This window comes from Alistipes sp. cv1, from assembly GCF_900240235.1.
In the GTDB taxonomy this organism is placed as follows: Bacteria; Bacteroidota; Bacteroidia; order Bacteroidales; family Rikenellaceae; genus Alistipes_A; species Alistipes_A hominis.
This window is the reverse complement of the sequence record NZ_OEPW01000001.1, coordinates 114,944-130,283: the sequence shown is the minus strand read 5'-3', so window position 1 is coordinate 130,283 and position 15,340 is coordinate 114,944. Positions and strand designations below refer to the sequence as shown.

At 56.2% G+C, this 15,340-nt stretch carries 15 protein-coding genes; 13 read left to right on the top strand and 2 right to left on the bottom strand.

Annotated elements, in window-relative coordinates; genetic code table 11:
• Nucleotides 1–4: 4 nt before the first annotated feature.
• Genes C1A08_RS00560 through C1A08_RS00530 form a run of 7 tightly spaced genes read left to right on the top strand, consistent with a single transcriptional unit; the run spans nucleotide 5 to nucleotide 7,523 of the window.
• Nucleotides 5–1,525 carry a ComEC/Rec2 family competence protein gene (locus C1A08_RS00560; RefSeq protein WP_101570658.1) on the top strand — a complete coding sequence of 507 codons (1,521 nt, stop codon included), beginning with the start codon at nucleotides 5–7 and terminating at the stop codon, nucleotides 1,523–1,525.
• A 21-nt stretch (nucleotides 1,526–1,546) separates the two neighbouring features.
• Nucleotides 1,547–2,734, top strand: a complete 1,188-nt coding sequence (locus C1A08_RS00555) for a THUMP-like domain-containing protein (protein ID WP_101570656.1) — start codon at nucleotides 1,547–1,549, stop codon at nucleotides 2,732–2,734.
• A 6-nt stretch (nucleotides 2,735–2,740) separates the two neighbouring features.
• On the top strand, nucleotides 2,741–4,216 hold the full coding sequence (locus C1A08_RS00550) for a Na+/H+ antiporter NhaC family protein (RefSeq protein WP_101570654.1): 1,476 nt from the start codon (nucleotides 2,741–2,743) through the stop codon (nucleotides 4,214–4,216).
• A gap of 33 nt (nucleotides 4,217–4,249) precedes the next feature.
• Nucleotides 4,250–5,557, top strand: coding sequence for a YhjD/YihY/BrkB family envelope integrity protein (locus C1A08_RS00545; protein ID WP_101570652.1), 1,308 nt, complete (start codon nucleotides 4,250–4,252; stop codon nucleotides 5,555–5,557).
• Complete coding sequence (locus tag C1A08_RS00540; RefSeq protein ID WP_153498052.1) at nucleotides 5,541–6,353, top strand: Rossmann-like and DUF2520 domain-containing protein; 813 nt, start codon at nucleotides 5,541–5,543, stop codon at nucleotides 6,351–6,353. The genes C1A08_RS00545 and C1A08_RS00540 overlap by 17 nt, the downstream gene beginning before the upstream one ends.
• Nucleotides 6,329–6,865, top strand: coding sequence for a KdsC family phosphatase (locus C1A08_RS00535; RefSeq protein WP_055204144.1), 537 nt, complete (start codon nucleotides 6,329–6,331; stop codon nucleotides 6,863–6,865). The genes C1A08_RS00540 and C1A08_RS00535 overlap by 25 nt, the downstream gene beginning before the upstream one ends.
• A 37-nt stretch (nucleotides 6,866–6,902) precedes the next feature.
• On the top strand, nucleotides 6,903–7,523 hold the full coding sequence (locus C1A08_RS00530) for a DUF4923 family protein (RefSeq protein WP_055204146.1): 621 nt from the start codon (nucleotides 6,903–6,905) through the stop codon (nucleotides 7,521–7,523).
• A gap of 16 nt (nucleotides 7,524–7,539) precedes the next feature.
• On the opposite strand, the gene xerD is transcribed toward C1A08_RS00530, so the two are convergent.
• Nucleotides 7,540–8,442, bottom strand: coding sequence for a site-specific tyrosine recombinase XerD (gene xerD, locus C1A08_RS00525; RefSeq protein ID WP_101570650.1), 903 nt, complete (start codon nucleotides 8,440–8,442; stop codon nucleotides 7,540–7,542).
• Nucleotides 8,443–8,573: 131 nt separating this feature from the next.
• Here xerD and prmA point away from each other — a divergent pair, with 131 nt between their 5' ends.
• Together prmA and C1A08_RS00515 are read left to right on the top strand one after the other, a co-directional pair.
• Nucleotides 8,574–9,425, top strand: coding sequence for a 50S ribosomal protein L11 methyltransferase (gene prmA / locus C1A08_RS00520; RefSeq protein ID WP_101571575.1), 852 nt, complete (start codon nucleotides 8,574–8,576; stop codon nucleotides 9,423–9,425).
• A gap of 24 nt (nucleotides 9,426–9,449) precedes the next feature.
• Nucleotides 9,450–10,022, top strand: a complete 573-nt coding sequence (locus C1A08_RS00515) for a porin family protein (RefSeq protein WP_101570648.1) — start codon at nucleotides 9,450–9,452, stop codon at nucleotides 10,020–10,022.
• 89 nt (nucleotides 10,023–10,111) lie between these two features.
• Here C1A08_RS00515 and C1A08_RS00510 read toward each other — a convergent pair whose 3' ends face one another.
• Nucleotides 10,112–11,158: a DUF2776 family protein gene (locus tag C1A08_RS00510; protein WP_101570646.1), complete on the bottom strand. Its 1,047-nt coding sequence runs from the start codon at nucleotides 11,156–11,158 to the stop codon at nucleotides 10,112–10,114.
• 204 nt (nucleotides 11,159–11,362) lie between these two features.
• Between C1A08_RS00510 and C1A08_RS00505 the strand changes: the two genes are divergently transcribed.
• From C1A08_RS00505 to C1A08_RS00490, 4 genes are all read left to right on the top strand, one after another.
• Nucleotides 11,363–11,815, top strand: coding sequence for a DUF2059 domain-containing protein (locus C1A08_RS00505; RefSeq protein ID WP_101570644.1), 453 nt, complete (start codon nucleotides 11,363–11,365; stop codon nucleotides 11,813–11,815).
• Between the two features lie 223 nt (nucleotides 11,816–12,038).
• Nucleotides 12,039–13,367, top strand: a complete 1,329-nt coding sequence (locus C1A08_RS00500) for a TolC family protein (protein WP_101570641.1) — start codon at nucleotides 12,039–12,041, stop codon at nucleotides 13,365–13,367.
• A 21-nt stretch (nucleotides 13,368–13,388) separates the two neighbouring features.
• On the top strand, nucleotides 13,389–14,564 hold the full coding sequence (locus tag C1A08_RS00495; protein ID WP_055204158.1) for an efflux RND transporter periplasmic adaptor subunit: 1,176 nt from the start codon (nucleotides 13,389–13,391) through the stop codon (nucleotides 14,562–14,564).
• Between the two features lie 26 nt (nucleotides 14,565–14,590).
• Entirely contained in the window at nucleotides 14,591–15,337 is a 747-nt protein-coding gene (locus tag C1A08_RS00490) for an ABC transporter ATP-binding protein (protein WP_055204160.1), read from the top strand.
• Nucleotides 15,338–15,340 lie beyond the last annotated feature (3 nt).

Here is a 15,340-nt window from a genome sequence, read left to right as displayed (position 1 = left end):
CGCGATGCAACTTTCCGATAAAATCGACATAACGCCTTTTGCGAGGATACTTCCGTTTTTCGCGGCGGGTATTCTCGCTTTCCGGTATGTGACCGCCCCCGACTGGCTGATCGTCGCGGCCGCCGTTATCGGCTATGCCGTCGCATGGCAGCAGCGTAAAGGTTCCTGCCGGTGGTGGACGGTGGCTGTCGCGCTCTTCTTTTCGGGGATACTGGTTACGGCCGTGAGCGCCCGGAAGGAAGCGATGCCGCGCGGCGAAAGGCTGGCTATGGTGCTCGAAGTCGGACAGAATCCGGTTTCGAACGGCCGGTGGCGGCAGACCGTGGCTCGTGTGGGGGCATACCGACCGCTGGACTCTGCCGGGAGCGGTTGGCGGGGCGTCGATGAAAAAGTCGAATTGCGGGTCGATACGGCGGAACGGGTCGCCGTGGGCGAGCAATTGTACGTGGCGGGCTACCTGAATCCCGTGGATACGGCCGGGAGTCGCTACGGGACGCTAATGCGCAGCCGCGGAATCGGCGCGCGCGTCTATGTGCGCGGGGATCAGGTGATTTCGCGCCTGCCAGGGAACGGGCGCCGGGCGACCCGTTATGCGGCGGCGCTGCAACGGTGGGCGGTCGAACGTATCCACCGGCTGCATGTCGGCGAGAGAGAACAGGAATTGCTGTCGGCTCTGATCGCAGGGGATAAACGGAACCTTGACCGCAGGCTGAAAGCGGACTATTCGAAAACCGGCGTGGCGCATATTCTGGCCGTGTCGGGACTGCATATGGGGTTCGTGCTGGTGATTGCCAACCTGCTGTTCGGTTGGACGGTGCTGCTGCGGTACGGTCATGTGGCGAAAAACGTACTGGTCATATCGGCGTTGTGGTTTTATGCCGTGATGGCGGGGCTGTCGCCGTCTGCTGTGCGGGCGGCGCTGATGCTTTCCGCCGCACAGTTGGCCCTGGCCTGTTCGGTTCCGGGAAACGGTTACAACGTCGTGCTCGGCGCGGCGACGCTGATGCTCGCCGCCAATCCGTTCTATCTTTACGACCTCAGTTTCCAGTTGTCGTTTATGGCCGTGCTATCGATCCTGTTTTTCTATCCGCGACTGTATCGCAGAAAACTATGCCGCAACCGGATCGCCGATGCGGTGTGCAGTTCGGTGTTGCTCGGCGCGGCGGCGCAGATCGGGACGCTTCCGCTGGTCGCCTGGAATTTCGGGAATATACCTATAATTTCGCTGATCATTAATCCGTTGGTTATCCTGACGGCCTTTTTGTCCGTTTTTACGGGGATTTTGTGGGTGCTTTTCGCTTTTCCCGGACTCAACGCGGTCTTCAGCGCGGTAGCGGGTGCTTTGTTGCAGGCGCAGAACGGGATCGTAACGTGGGCCGCCGGCACGCCCGTCGCTTCGGTTTCGGGCGTGCGCTTCGACGGGTACGGCGCGGCGGCCGCTTATGTCGTATTGGCGGCGTTGGCCGTCGGGTTGAAATGGCGGGAGGATTCTCGCAAAGAATATTTCGGGGGAGTCGCCCGTTGAATTTGGAACGAATGATCGAACATGACGCACGAAGAAGTTGATTGGTTGTTGCGGGAAGAGTCCCGGCAAACGGTTTTGAAATATCTGGACGAGCGGCCGGAACGACTCGCGCTGCGGCTGGGCGGCGGCGGAGCGTTGCTGGCCACCCAGTTGAAATATTTACAGCGTGCCCGGACCAAACTCCCGTCCTATTACCGGGCCCGCTGTATTTTGCCGCCGCTGGCGTTCGAGCAGGCCAGCAGCGAGGCGGTCGCCGCCGAAAAACGGTACGGAGGTGCGCTCTGCATCGATCTGACTTGCGGTCTGGGCGTCGATTCGGCCCATTTTTCGAAAAGTTTCGACCGGGTGATCGCCGTCGAACGCGATCCGGTTACGGCCCGGGTCGCCGCCGTGAATTTTTCGCTGCTGGGGATTTCGAACATAGAGGTGGTGAACGACTCCGCCGAACATTTCATAGAGTCGTTTCCCGGGACGGCCGATCTGGTGTATGCGGATCCGGCGCGGCGCGGCGAAGGGAACCGGAAAGTGTTCCGGTTCGAGGAGTGTTCTCCGGACATCGTCTCGCTATTGCCGGCGATCCGGGAGAAAACGCGCCGGGTCGTGGTCAAGGCGTCGCCGTTGTTCGACATAGACGAGGCGTTCCGACTGTTCGGCGACCGCATAACCGTCGATATCGTTTCCCGGCAGGGCGAGTGCAAAGAGGTGTTGATCGATGTTCCTTCGGCGCCGGACGCGCCGGCCGGAAGCGTCCGGGCGGTCGCGGCCGGCTGCGGTTCGCTCGTATTCGGACGGGGGGACGGCGAGCCGGCGCAGGCGTCGGATTTCGAGCCGCCGTACGGGTATCTGTTGGTGCCGGACGTGTCGCTTTGCAAGGCCCGTCTGGTACGGAGATACGCTGCCCGGATCGGATGCTACGCCGTATCGCAGAGCGGTTACTGCCTGTCGCGGCAGGCGCCCGACCGGTTCTTCGGCCGGGTCTACCCGATCCGCGAGATGGCATTCTATCAGCCGAAAAAGCTGAAACAAGCCCTGAAAGCGGCGGGAATTTCCCGCTGCAATCTACTGAAAAAAGAGTTTCCGTTCGATGCCGAAAGAATTGCCCGCGCGCTGGGCATCCGTCAGGGCGGGGACGATTCTTTCGCTTTTACCCGGATCGAAGGAAAATTGTACGCCCTGATGCTCGGGGAGGAAATCCCATCAAAAAGATGACCGACGATGCGGAAGACCGTTAAATCCCCCACTGTTTTTCAGTCCCTTATTCCGGTCGCCGTACTGATCGTGCTGATCGGGCTTAACGTGACGCTGCTGGGCGACGAGACCCTCGCGGGAGCCAATCAGATGTCGCTGCTGATCGCTTCGGGCGTTACGGCCTGCATCGCGATTCGCAACGGGAAAACGTGGGGGGATATTCTGGAAGGAATCGTGCGGACGCTGACCGGAGCCATTCCGGCGATCTTGATTCTGCTGATGATCGGGGTGCTCTCCGGAACGTGGATGCTCAGCGGAATTATTCCCGCGATGATCCATTACGGGCTGTATGTGCTGCGTCCCGAATACTTCCTGCCGGCTACGGTGGTCATTTCGGCGCTGATTTCGCTGGCTACGGGCAGTTCGTGGTCGACGGTGGCCACCGTCGGGGTGGCGTTGCTGGGAATCGGACGGACGCTCGGGTTCGGAGACCCGGTGATCGCCGGAGCCATCATTTCGGGGGCATATTTCGGCGACAAGGTTTCTCCGCTGAGCGATACGACCAACCTCGCCGCGGCGATCGCCGGAACGAATCTCTTCACGCATATCCGTTACATGCTGTACACGACTCTGCCCACGATCTTCGTAACGCTGATTATTTTTACGATACTGTCGATCGGCGGCGGTAAAATTGCAGCGGATGTTTCGGTAGCCGATACGCAGCGGATGATTACGGATTATTATTACATTTCTCCGGTGCTGTTTCTCGTGCCGTTGGCGGCGGTGGCGATGATCGTGTTCAAAATGCCTCCGGTGCCGGTGCTTTTCGTCGGCAGCCTGCTCGGCGGCGTGATGGCGGTCGTATGCCAGCCGGAACTGATCGGTTCGCTCAGCGGCGACGGGACGTTGACGGCCGGGGGCGCTTACCGTGTCGTCAGCCGGGCGATGTACGGGACGGTATCGCCGGAAACGGGCGATCCGATGGTCGATTCGCTGTTTACGTCGAGGGGAATGGCCGGGATGCTGAATACCGTCTGGCTGATTATCACGGCGATGATTTTCGGCGGCGTGATGGAGGCCGGACAGTTTTTGGAGCGGATCACGACGGCGCTCATCCGCCGCGTACGTTCGACCGGAGGACTCGTGAGCGCGACGGCGGGAACCTGCGTGCTGTTCAATTCGACCGCATCCGACCAGTACCTCGCCATCGTGATCCCCGGCAAAATTTTCGGCAGCGCGTACCGGCGCAAAGGGCTGGCTCCCGAAGTGCTGAGCCGGACGCTGGAAGACGCCGGTACGGCCACCTCGGTGCTGATCCCGTGGAATACCTGCGGCGCGACGCAGGCCGGCGTGCTGAACGTGGCGACGGTCGCTTACCTGCCCTACGCTTTTTTTTGTTACATCAGTCCGCTGATGTCGATCCTGTTCGCCTGGCTGGGTTTGCGTATCCGCAGAATCCCGCCGCAGGGCGCTTTGCCGGAAACGGAAAATCGAAATAAATAGTTACCTTTGTTACACGGCCAAGGAAGCGAAAATATGATCAGGAAAATCATTCAGTATATCACGCACGACATCTGGGTAAAGAAAGAACACGAATACAAGTCCCGGAAAATGCGTTGGGCGGTGCGCCAGTTCAAAGTGTTCATCTTTACGGCGCAGGGCTTCGGGCAGCACGGGATTCTGGTGCGCTCGGCCGCGCTGACTTTCTATACGCTGATGTCGATCGTTCCGGTCGCCGCGCTCGTATTCGGGATCGCCAAGGGGTTCGGACTCGAAACGCGCCTGAACGAGTATCTTTACAACCAGTTCCCGCAGTATACCGTCGTGATCGACCAGGTGATCGCATTCGCCAACGCGATGTTGCTGCGTACCAAGGGCGGACTGATCGCTTCGGTGGGTCTGGTCGTGCTGTTCTGGGCCGTGCTGAAAGTATTCGGGAACATCGAAAGCGCTTTCAACAACATTTGGGAAGTGCGCCGTTCGCGCAGTTTCGCACGCAAATTCAGCGATTATACGACCGTGATCGTCGTAACGCCGATCCTGTGGATCATCTCCAGCAGTATCGGGCTGCAGATACAGAAACATCTGATGCACCTTACTTCGTCGCCCGTGGTCAGCGTATTCCTCGGACTCGCTTCGCTGGTGATGATCTGGCTGATGTTCGCATTCGTCTATCTGGTGATGCCGAATACGAAAGTGAAGCTGCGCAGCGCCGTTTCGGCCGGGGTGATTGCCGGGACGATCTTTCAGTTGTTCCAGATCGCCTATATTTTCATTCAGTCGCGACTGACCAGTTATAATGCGATATACGGCAGTTTTGCCGCCGTGCCGTTGTTCCTGATCTGGTTGCAGAGCAGTTGGCAGATCGTGCTGTTCGGCGCCGAGCTGTCGTTCGCCTACCAGAACATCCGGAAGTTCGAGTTCGAAAAGATCGCCAAGGAGATGAGTTACGAGTACCGCAAGAAGGCGCTGCTCGTGGTGATGCACCAGATTATCGCGCATTTTCTCGCGCGCGACGGAGCCGTATCGTCCGAAACGGTGGCTCAGGATCTGAACCTGCCGGTGCGCATCGTGCGGGATGCCGTTTTCGACCTCGAAAAGGCTGGGCTGATCGTGTCGACGGTCAGTAAAGAAGATAAGGTCAACCTGTACGTGCCGGCCCGCGACGTGCATACGCTGCGGGTCTGCGACGTGATCCAGCAGGTCGAGGCGAGCGGAATGGCGTCGCTCGATTTGCAGCAGAGTCCCGAGTTCCGGCAGATCGACGCGATCGTGAACCGGCTGAACCTGACGGTCAGTCGCAGCGCGGACAATGTTTTACTGATGGATGTACGAACGGAATAAAGATATTTACAGCCGGAACGGAGTGAAAAGAGTCGTTATCATAGGAAGCGGAAACGTGGCCGAGGCGCTGGCGAAAGCGATCGGAGCCAGTCGTTACGAATTGGTGCAGATCTATGCCCGCAACCGGGAACGCGGGCAGGCGATTGCCCGGGCGGTTCGTTGCGCCTGCGCCGACGATCCGAAGCGAATCGCCGAAGCGGATATCTACCTGATGGCGGTCAGCGACCGCGCCGTACCGAAATTGTCCGAGAGTTTCGACTTCGGGGATGCGGTCGTCGCGCATACGGCCGGCAGCGTCGCGCTCGGAGAACTGGCCCCCCGCATCCGGAATAAAGGGGTCTTTTATCCGTTGCAGACTTTTACGGCGGGGCGCAGTCTCGAACTGAGCGACGTTCCTCTTTTTATCGAGGGAAACAACGATTTTACGGTCGATGCGCTGGCCGGACTGGCCGGGGCGCTGAGTACGCGGGTGCGGATCGCCGATTCGCGGCAGCGGATGCGACTTCATCTGGCGGCCGTGTTCGCCTGCAATTTCGCCAACCACATGTTCGCCGTCGGGCAGCAGTTGTTGCAGGAGTACGGCCTGCCCGCCGACCTGATCAAGCCGCTGATCCGGGAAACGGTCGCCAAGGCGCTCGACAGCCCGTCGGCTGCGGCCGTACAGACCGGCCCTGCGCGCCGCAACGACTACCGTACCCGGCACAAGCACATCGAAATGCTGCACAATCATCCCGAACTACAAAACCTTTATAAAAACATAAGCCTTAATATATGGGAAACTTCAAAGAAGATATAGCGCGCGTCCGGGTTTTCGTATTCGATGTGGACGGGGTGCTGACCGACGGCGGGATTTCCGTCACTCCGGAAGGGGATTTCATCCGCAAGTACAATTCGAAAGACGGTTATGCGCTGTCGCTGGCATTGAAAAAGGGCTATCACATAGCGATCATTACCGGCGGCAAGGGGAACAGCCTGAAGGTGCGTTTCGACATGCTCGGCGTCGATCACGTTTATATGGATTGCCACGAAAAGCTGAAGGCTCTGAAAGAACTTTGCGACGAATTGGACGTCTCCGCCGACGAAATTCTTTACATGGGGGACGACGTGCCCGATCTGGAGCCGATGCGGCATGTCGGTATGCCGGTTTGTCCGGCCGACGCCGTGGCGGAGATCGTCAATGCATCGCGTTACGTGTCGCAGTTCGGCGGCGGGCAGGGATGCGTGCGGGATGTGGTCGAGCAGGTGATGCGGGCCCGCGGCGATTGGTACAAGGAGGGCGACGCGCCGATCCGGGTCGCTTCGCGTTAAGGCGGGTTCGATTTTAGAAATTTTAATTCCGAAAAAAATGAAATATTTTGTATTGATGTTTTTGTCGTGCTGCATGTCGTGCCTGACGGCAAACGCCCAGTGGTCGCTGAAAGACGTTTTGAACAAGGAAACGGTCGGAAATCTGGCGGGTTCGCTGATTTCGTCGAAAGTCACGGCGGCCGATCTGGCCGGGACATGGGCGTATTCGAAACCCGCCTGCGAGCTGGAGAGCGACGATGCGGCGAAAAAAGTGGGCGGAAGTCTCGTCTCTTCGCAAATCGAAGCGAAACTCGCGGAGTTGTATGCAAAAGCGGGCATCTCGGCCGACCGGTTTTCGGTGACGTTCAATACCGACAGCAGTTTTGTCTGCCAACTGAAGAACCGCAGTATCGGGGGAACCTTTTCTGTGGACGGCGAGACCGGGCAGATCAGTCTGAAATACGGAGCCGTGGAAGGGCTTGCCGGCGCCGGTTCTTTGAACCTTTACGTCCGCAAGACGGGCGACCGTATTCGGCTGCTTTTCAAGGCTGACAAGTTGCTGGAAATCGTTTCTGCGGTCGCTAATATGACCCAGAACGCCACGGTGAACGCAATCGGCAAGGTGGCGTCGGCTTATGACGGTATGCTGCTCGGCTGCGAGCTGACTCCCAAGGAGTAAAACGGTTCCCGCCGGGTCAAAAATCCGACAGCGGATGGTGCGACTCAACGTTGTCGCGTAGGTTTTCGCGATCGAGATGGGTGTATATTTCGGTCGTCAGGATCGATTCGTGCCCGAGCATCTCCTGTACCTGGCGGATGCTCGCCCCTCCTTCGAGCAGGTGCGTGGCGAATGAGTGACGGAATGTGTGCGGACTGATCGTCTTGGCGATCCCGGCGGCTTTCGCCGCTTCGCGGATGATGTGGAAGATCATAACGCGGGTCAGCCCCCTACCCTTGTTGTTCAGAAACAGCGTGTCGGCCGAACGCGGGTCGGTTTCCTGCCCGGCGCGCTGTTCGAGGTAACAGCCGATCAGCCGGACGGCCTGTCGGCTGACCGGCACGAGCCGTTGTTTGTCCCCTTTCCCGATCACGCGGATGAATCCGTCGTCGAAAAACAGGTCGCTGATTCGCAGCGATATCAGTTCGGAAACCCGCAGGCCGCAACTGTACAGCGTTTCGATCATCGCCTTGTTGCGGTGTCCGAAACGGCTGCTCAGGTCGATCGTATCCAGAATGGCTTGGATCTCCGCGACCGAAAGGACATCGGGCAACTTGCGTCCCGTTTTCGGCGGGTCGATGAATTCGGTGGGCAGGTTTTCGATCCGGTCGTTGATCAGCAGGTAGTTGAAAAAACTTTTCACCCCGCTCAGAATCCGTGCCTGCGTCGTCTTTTTCACGCCTTTGTCGTACAAGTATGCCAAAAACGATTCGATGTGCTGCTCGCGCACCTGTTCCGGCCCGATACCGAATTCGCTGTCCATATAGCCGGCCATTTGCCGCAGATCCCGCAGGTAGGCCTCGGCCGTATTGTCCGAAAGTTTTTTTTCCAGTTTGATATAAAAGGTGTAATCTTTCAACTCTTTATCCCAATCTCGCATGACCTGTGCTTATTTTCAGTCAAAATTACTATTTTTGTAAAATAATCAAGTTTTTTGAAAGAAACAAAGTACGGGGAAAGCTGGTATCGGTTTTGCAGATTCCGAAGAAACCGGTTGAATCGTTAGAGCGCATGAAATATACCGAATTTGTAATCGAGGCCGCCACCGAGTCGCAACGGGAGATGTTGATCGCCGAATTGAGCGACTATCCGTTCGACGGCTTCACCGAAGAGGAGGATTGTTTGAAGGCCTATATTCCCGAGGCGGATTTTCGGATGTGGAGATCCGCGATCGAGGAGTCGCTCGAACGCAATCGCTGCCGGTATACGGCGGCGGAAGTTCCCGACCGGAACTGGAATACCGTCTGGGAATCCAATTTCGAGCCGATCGACGTCGAAGGACGTTGCCGGATACGCGCTCCTTTCCATTCGAAAAATCCCGCTTGCGAGTACGATGTGGAGATTATGCCGAAAATGTCGTTCGGCACGGGTCATCATGCGACTACCTATCTGATGGCGGCCGAAATTATGGATGTCGATTTTGCCGGAAAATCGGGACTGGATATGGGAAGCGGCACCGGGGTGCTTTCCATTCTGGCCGTGAAACGGGGAGCCGTACGGGTCGATGCCGTCGATATCGACGAGTGGGCATATCGCAACGGGACCGAGAATATAAAGGCCAACGGAATGGAAGGACGGATCGTCCCGTTGCAGGGCGACGCGTCTTTGCTGGCCGGGAAACGTTACGATTTCGTGCTGGCCAATATTAACCGCAACATTCTGCTGGCGGATATGCCGGTTTATGCGGCGACGCTGACGCCGGGAGGAATGCTGCTGGTGAGCGGTATCCTCGAAGCCGATATTTCGGCTATCGAAAGCCGGGCGGCGGCGTGCGGGCTGGATGCCGACGGCGTGCGCAGGCGCAACGGTTGGGCGGCGGTGCGTTTTGTCAAGAATCGTATTACACCTGATAAAATCAATTGATTACTAATTAAAAATTATGCGATCATGAAAAAAATTGTTGTTGCAGTTGTCGCCATGCTGGCGATCGGAACCTCTTCGTTTGCACAGGGATTCGGCTGGGGTGTCAAGGCCGGTCTGAACGTTTCGGGAATGAATAATACCGGACTCGATTCGAAGACCGGACTCACGGCCGGCGTATTCGTCGACTACCGGTTCAACGATTGGATCGGGATGTCTGCCGACCTGCTCTTCTCGCGCGAAGGCGCTATGCTGAAAAGCGGCGGAGACAAGTACATCGCCAAGACCAACTACCTGAATTTGCCGATCCTGGCCAAATTCTACGTGCTCGACCAACTGGCATTCAACATCGGTATCCAGCCGGGCGTGCTGTTGTCCGGCAAAGATAAGGTTAAAGAGAGCGGCGAAGAGACGGCTTTCACGACGACCAATAACTATAAGTCGTTCGATTTCGCATTCCCCGTGGGCGTAAGCTATGAATTTTTCAATAAGCTGATTCTGGATGCCCGTTACAACATCGGTGTGGCGAACATCTCCGCCGGCGAAGGAGGAAAAGTTCATAATAACGTGTTCGCCCTTACGCTCGGTTACCGTTTCTAACCGGACGTGTCCGGCTATGTGGTCGGAGCGTATGAAAATAAAAACCCATCTTCCGTGAAGGAAGATGGGTTTTTGCTGTTTTTTGAAGGTTATTTGGATTTTTTCGCGCCGCTTTCGAGGATGCTGACGATCGAGAAAAGCGTGAAACAGATCGCTCCGAGACCGACGATTACCCGGGCGGGAACGAAAAATTTCTCTTTGTAAACAGCTTCTTCGAACAGAAACGAAGCGAGGAACAGACAGATCAAGGCCGTCAGTACCGGGATCAGCGGGATACGCGCGGCCAGCGGAAATTCGGCTTTCCATATTTTAACCAGCAAGATGACCTTGCTGGAAATGCTGTAACAAACCAGGCCCAGGCCGATCAGGACGAATCCGACGAAGTCGCGGGTTTGGCCGTAATAGACGAAGATCACGATCAGTCCCCAGATCGTGGCGATCGTGCCCATGATCAGCACCAGTCTCGGCCAGATCTTTTTTTCCCGGTCCGCATAGACGTTCCTCTCCTGACGGACAATGCTGGCGACCAATGCGATCAGCGAGGTGCAGATACAGGCGATACCCCCCATCACGCTTCCGGCTACGAAATGAGGCGTGCTGCCTCCGGCCAGCAGAACGATCGTCCAGGCCCAGGCCAGCGCCGCGAAGAATGCGGCGATCGATTCGAAAATCAGCTCCTGCTGTTGGGTAAATCCTTTGGCGTTGATCTCGCGGCTCGGCGAAGTGCTGTTTTCGGGGATCAGCGAGAAACGCGTGGATACGGTGGCCGCCGTCGCGACGCATCCGGTGATTAACCCCAGTCCGCAGACGATGTGCCCCGCTACGAAAAATTCGGCGACTTCGGTGTCTTTGAAAATCGCGATGCCGCAGATGAACGTGGCGAGGGCTACGGAGTATCCGAGAATCGGCAGAAAATACTTGGCGAACGGATTGTACGTGTGGATGATCTGGCGGATGATCGTGGCGGCCGTCGCAAACAGTGCGATGCAGATCGATCCGAGGAAGAAAACGACCGGGCCGGCGATCATCCGCGAAGAGTCGTCGCCCCACAGGTAGATGTAGCCGCCGTAAAAAAAGCAAAACAGGGCCATTACAAGCGGTATGGCTCTGAACAATACGCTGATTCCGTAATTCATATGTCTTGTTTTAATGGTTGAACATTGCCGGTTTTCATTCAAAAACTGCGCCCCGTTGTTTTTTTATAAAAAAGAGAAGATTATTTTGCGGATATTCGATTTATCGTTACATTTAACGTATTGCTATCTTTATTTATTCGGACGTACCGCACGACCTGCGGCGTAAAGAAGGAAATGATCGAGTATGGATTTTAAATCGAAAAAATGAAAAAGTTGGTTTTACTGTGCGGAGCCCTTGCGCTGCTCGCGTTGGAAGTTCGGGCGCAAACGCCGGAGTATACGGCGAAAATGACGAGAATGCTGGAACTTTCGGGTTCCGATGCGGTTATGAAAGAACTGCCGAAACAGATGATCGGCATGATGAAGCAGCAGGTGCCCGCAATGCCGGATTCCGTTTCGCGGCAGATCGAGGATCTGATGGCGGAATACTTTCCGAAAATGCTCGAAATGATGACCCCGATCTACGCCAAGTATTACACCGAGGAGGATCTGGACGGACTGATCGCGTTTTACGAAAGCCCGCTGGGGAAGAAAATGGCTTCGACGCAACCGTTGATTTTAAAGGAGGTGATGGGCGTGGTGCCGCAGTGGGCCGCCGAATTTGGCAGTAAAATGTCTGAGATCGTAAAGTCGGCCAAAATACAGACGCAGCCGTAATCGGACGGGCCGTCGTGCTACCGGGCGGCCGCTCCAAATGGGGCGGTCGCCTTCGTTTCGGAAAGAGACGTCATCTGGATGAACTGCATCGGGTGCCGACGCGGAACCTGTCGATGAAAAAGGGGCGTTGGTCGATGGAAATGCGGGATACTTATATTTCATTTGCCGTACGGATCGGATAAAATTATGTTTGCATTGAGAAATCTCATAATGTAAACCGAATATGATAAACAGATTTAAACCGATTCCGGCCCTTTGTCTCCTGCTGTTCGCGGGACAGGCGGCGTGGGCCCAGTCGCCGGGAGGATGGTCGCTCCGCAAATGCATCGACTATGCGCGGGAAAACAATATCCAGGTACATTCGACTCAAGTGACCCAGCAGAGTTCACAGGAAGACCTGGCGGAAGCCAAGGCTAAACGGGTGCCTTCGCTGGATTTCTCGACGTCGCAGAATTACGTCAATCAGAAAAGCGAAAAGACGGACGGGAATTTCGAAGCTAACGGAACCTATTCCGGAAATTATGCGTTGAAGACCGGCATCACCATCTACAACGGGAGCAAGCTGACCAATTCGCTGCGGCAACAAGAGGTGATCAACAAAAGCCGGCAGTTCCAGGTCGATATGGCTCGGAACGACATTGAGATCGCCGTGACGCAGGCCTATCTGAACATCCTGTACGCCAATGAAAACGTGAAGATCAGCCGACAGACCGTCGAGTCGTCCGCCGCGCAGTTGGAGCGTTCGAAGGCGTTGCTGGAAGCCGGCTCGATCGCTCCGAGCGATTATGCCCAGATGGAGTCGCAGTACAGCAGCGACAAATATCAACTGACGGTCAGCCAAACATCGCTGGATCAGAATATTCTGACTCTTAAACAGTTGCTCGAACTGGGATTGGACGAATCTTTCGACGTGCAGTTTCCCGACCTGAGCAGCGAGGACGTGTTGGCCGAAGTGCCGGCGCTGGACCGGGTGTACCAGCGGGCGTTGGAGGTGATGCCTCAGGTCGAAAACAGCCGTTTGAACGTGGAGTCGGCCCAGTTGGGCGAGAAGATCGCTGCCGGAGACGGACTGCCGAGCCTGACGGCCAGCGCATCGATCGGTACCGGGAATATTTCGGGAACGAACTACTCTTTCTACAATCAGTTGAATAACAAGTTGAATGAGAATGTGGGCATTACGCTCAGCGTTCCCATTTTCAACAATCGTAAGGCGAAGTCGTCGATCGCACGGTCGCGTTTGCAAACCCGTCAGGCCGAACTCGATTACCAGAGCATGGAAAAGGATCTGCTGAAAGACGTCGAGTCGCTGTACCAGGATGCCGTTTCGGCGCAGAGCCGCTACCTGGCTGCCAACGACAAAGTAAAATCGGCCGAAACCAGTTACGGTTTGGTGCTGGCTCAATTCAACGAAGGGATGAAAAATACGGTCGAACTGCTGACCGAGAAGAACAACTACCTGTCGGCGCAGCAGGAACAGATCCAGGCCAAGTATCAGGCCGTGCTGTCGATCAAACTGCTGAACTTCTACCAGAACGAACCGATTACGCTGTAAACAATCAAAAAAACATAATTCATGAAAACATTGAAGAAAATAGGAATCGCCATCGTCGTAATCGCCGTACTGGCTGTCGCTGCATTCCTGATCCTGCGCAAAAGCGAAAAGCCGCAGATGAAATACAAAACGGCGGAAATACACCGGGGGTCGATCGTGAATACCGTTACCGCGACGGGTACCATCGAACCGATCGTCCAGGTGGAGGTAGGTACGCAGGTATCGGGCATCATCAATCATATTTATGTGGATTACAACTCGGTGGTGAAAAAAGGCGAGGTGATCGCCGAATTGGACAAAACGACGTTGGAGGCGGATTTGGCGTCCAGTTCCGCGACTTTGCAGTCCAATAAGACGGAATACGAATATCAGGAGAAAAATTTTCTGCGTATCAAAGGGCTGCACGAAAAGAAGATGGTCAGCGATACCGATTACGAGACGGCCGAATACCAATACAATAAAGCGAAAAGCAGTTATGAAAAATCGCAGTCGGATATTACTAAGGCGCGGCAGAATCTGGAGTATGCGACGATCTATTCGCCGATCGACGGCGTGGTGATCGACCGTGCGGTCGAAGAAGGGCAGACCGTTGCCGCCAGCTTCAACACCCCTACCCTGTTTACGATCGCCAACGATTTGCGCCAGATGCGCGTGATCGCCGACGTGGACGAGGCCGACATCGGAGGCGTGGTCGAGGGGCAGCAGGCGACGTTCACCGTCGATGCCTTTCCGGAGGATGTTTTCAAAGGATCGGTAACGCAGGTGCGTCTGCAGCCGACCACCGAGTCGAATGTGGTTACCTATGAAGTGGTTGTCGACGCTCCGAATCCGGATCTGAAGCTAAAGCCGGGACTGACGGCCAACCTGACGATCTATACGATGCAGAAGGATAGTGTGTTGTTGGTGCCTTTGAAAGCGTTGCGTTTCCAGCCGGAGAATGCCCCGGAACCGGTCGCAGATTCGGCCAATCCGCGTGCGCGGGTTTTATGGACGCAGTCGCCGCAGGGATTGCAGCCGGTAAATGTCACGACCGGCGACAACGACGGGATTTTTGCTGAAATAACGGGCGATATCAAAGAGGGCGACAAAGTAGTTACCGGCGTGGATATCGGAGTGGCGTCGATTTCGGACGGACAGGGCGAAGCGAATCCGTTTATGCCGTCTCCTCCGGGGGCGCGTAAGAATGCGAAAAAATAGATTTTCCTACTTATAAGGATTTGATCATGGAAAAGTATATTATACGGGTCGAGAACCTCCGCAGGGATTTCGTCGTGGGCGGTGAAACGGTGCATGCGTTGCGCGGGGTGTCGTTCAGCATCCGGGAAGGGGAATTCGTTACGATCATGGGAACTAGCGGCTCCGGCAAGTCGACGCTGTTGAACCTGCTCGGGTGTCTGGATACGGCGACCGCGGGCGAATACTACCTGGACGGGATTTCGGTGCGCGAGATGAGTCGTAACGACCGCGCTACGTTGCGTAACCGTAAGATCGGCTTCGTATTCCAGTCCTACAACCTGTTGCCGAAGACGACGGCGCTCGAAAACGTCGAACTGCCGTTGTTCTACAATCCGTCGGTTTCGGCGCGCGATCGCAAAGAACGTTCTATCAATGCTTTGCATGAAGTGGGACTTGCCGACCGAATTCATCACCGGTCGAACCAGATGTCCGGCGGCCAGCAGCAGCGGGTGGCCATCGCGCGGGCCCTGGTGAACGATCCGGTGATGATTCTGGCCGACGAGGCGACGGGTAACCTCGATACGCGGACGTCGTTCGAGATCCTGACGCTTTTTCAAAAGCTGCACAGGGAAGGGCGTACGATCGTTTTCGTAACGCACAATCCGGAGATCGCCGAGTTCTGTAGCCGCAACATCGTGCTGCGCGACGGGCGGATCGTCGAGGACGTGCAGAATACGCAAGTCCGTTCCGCCAAAGAAGTACTCGATTCGCTGCCGCAGGACAGCGGCCAATAAAAC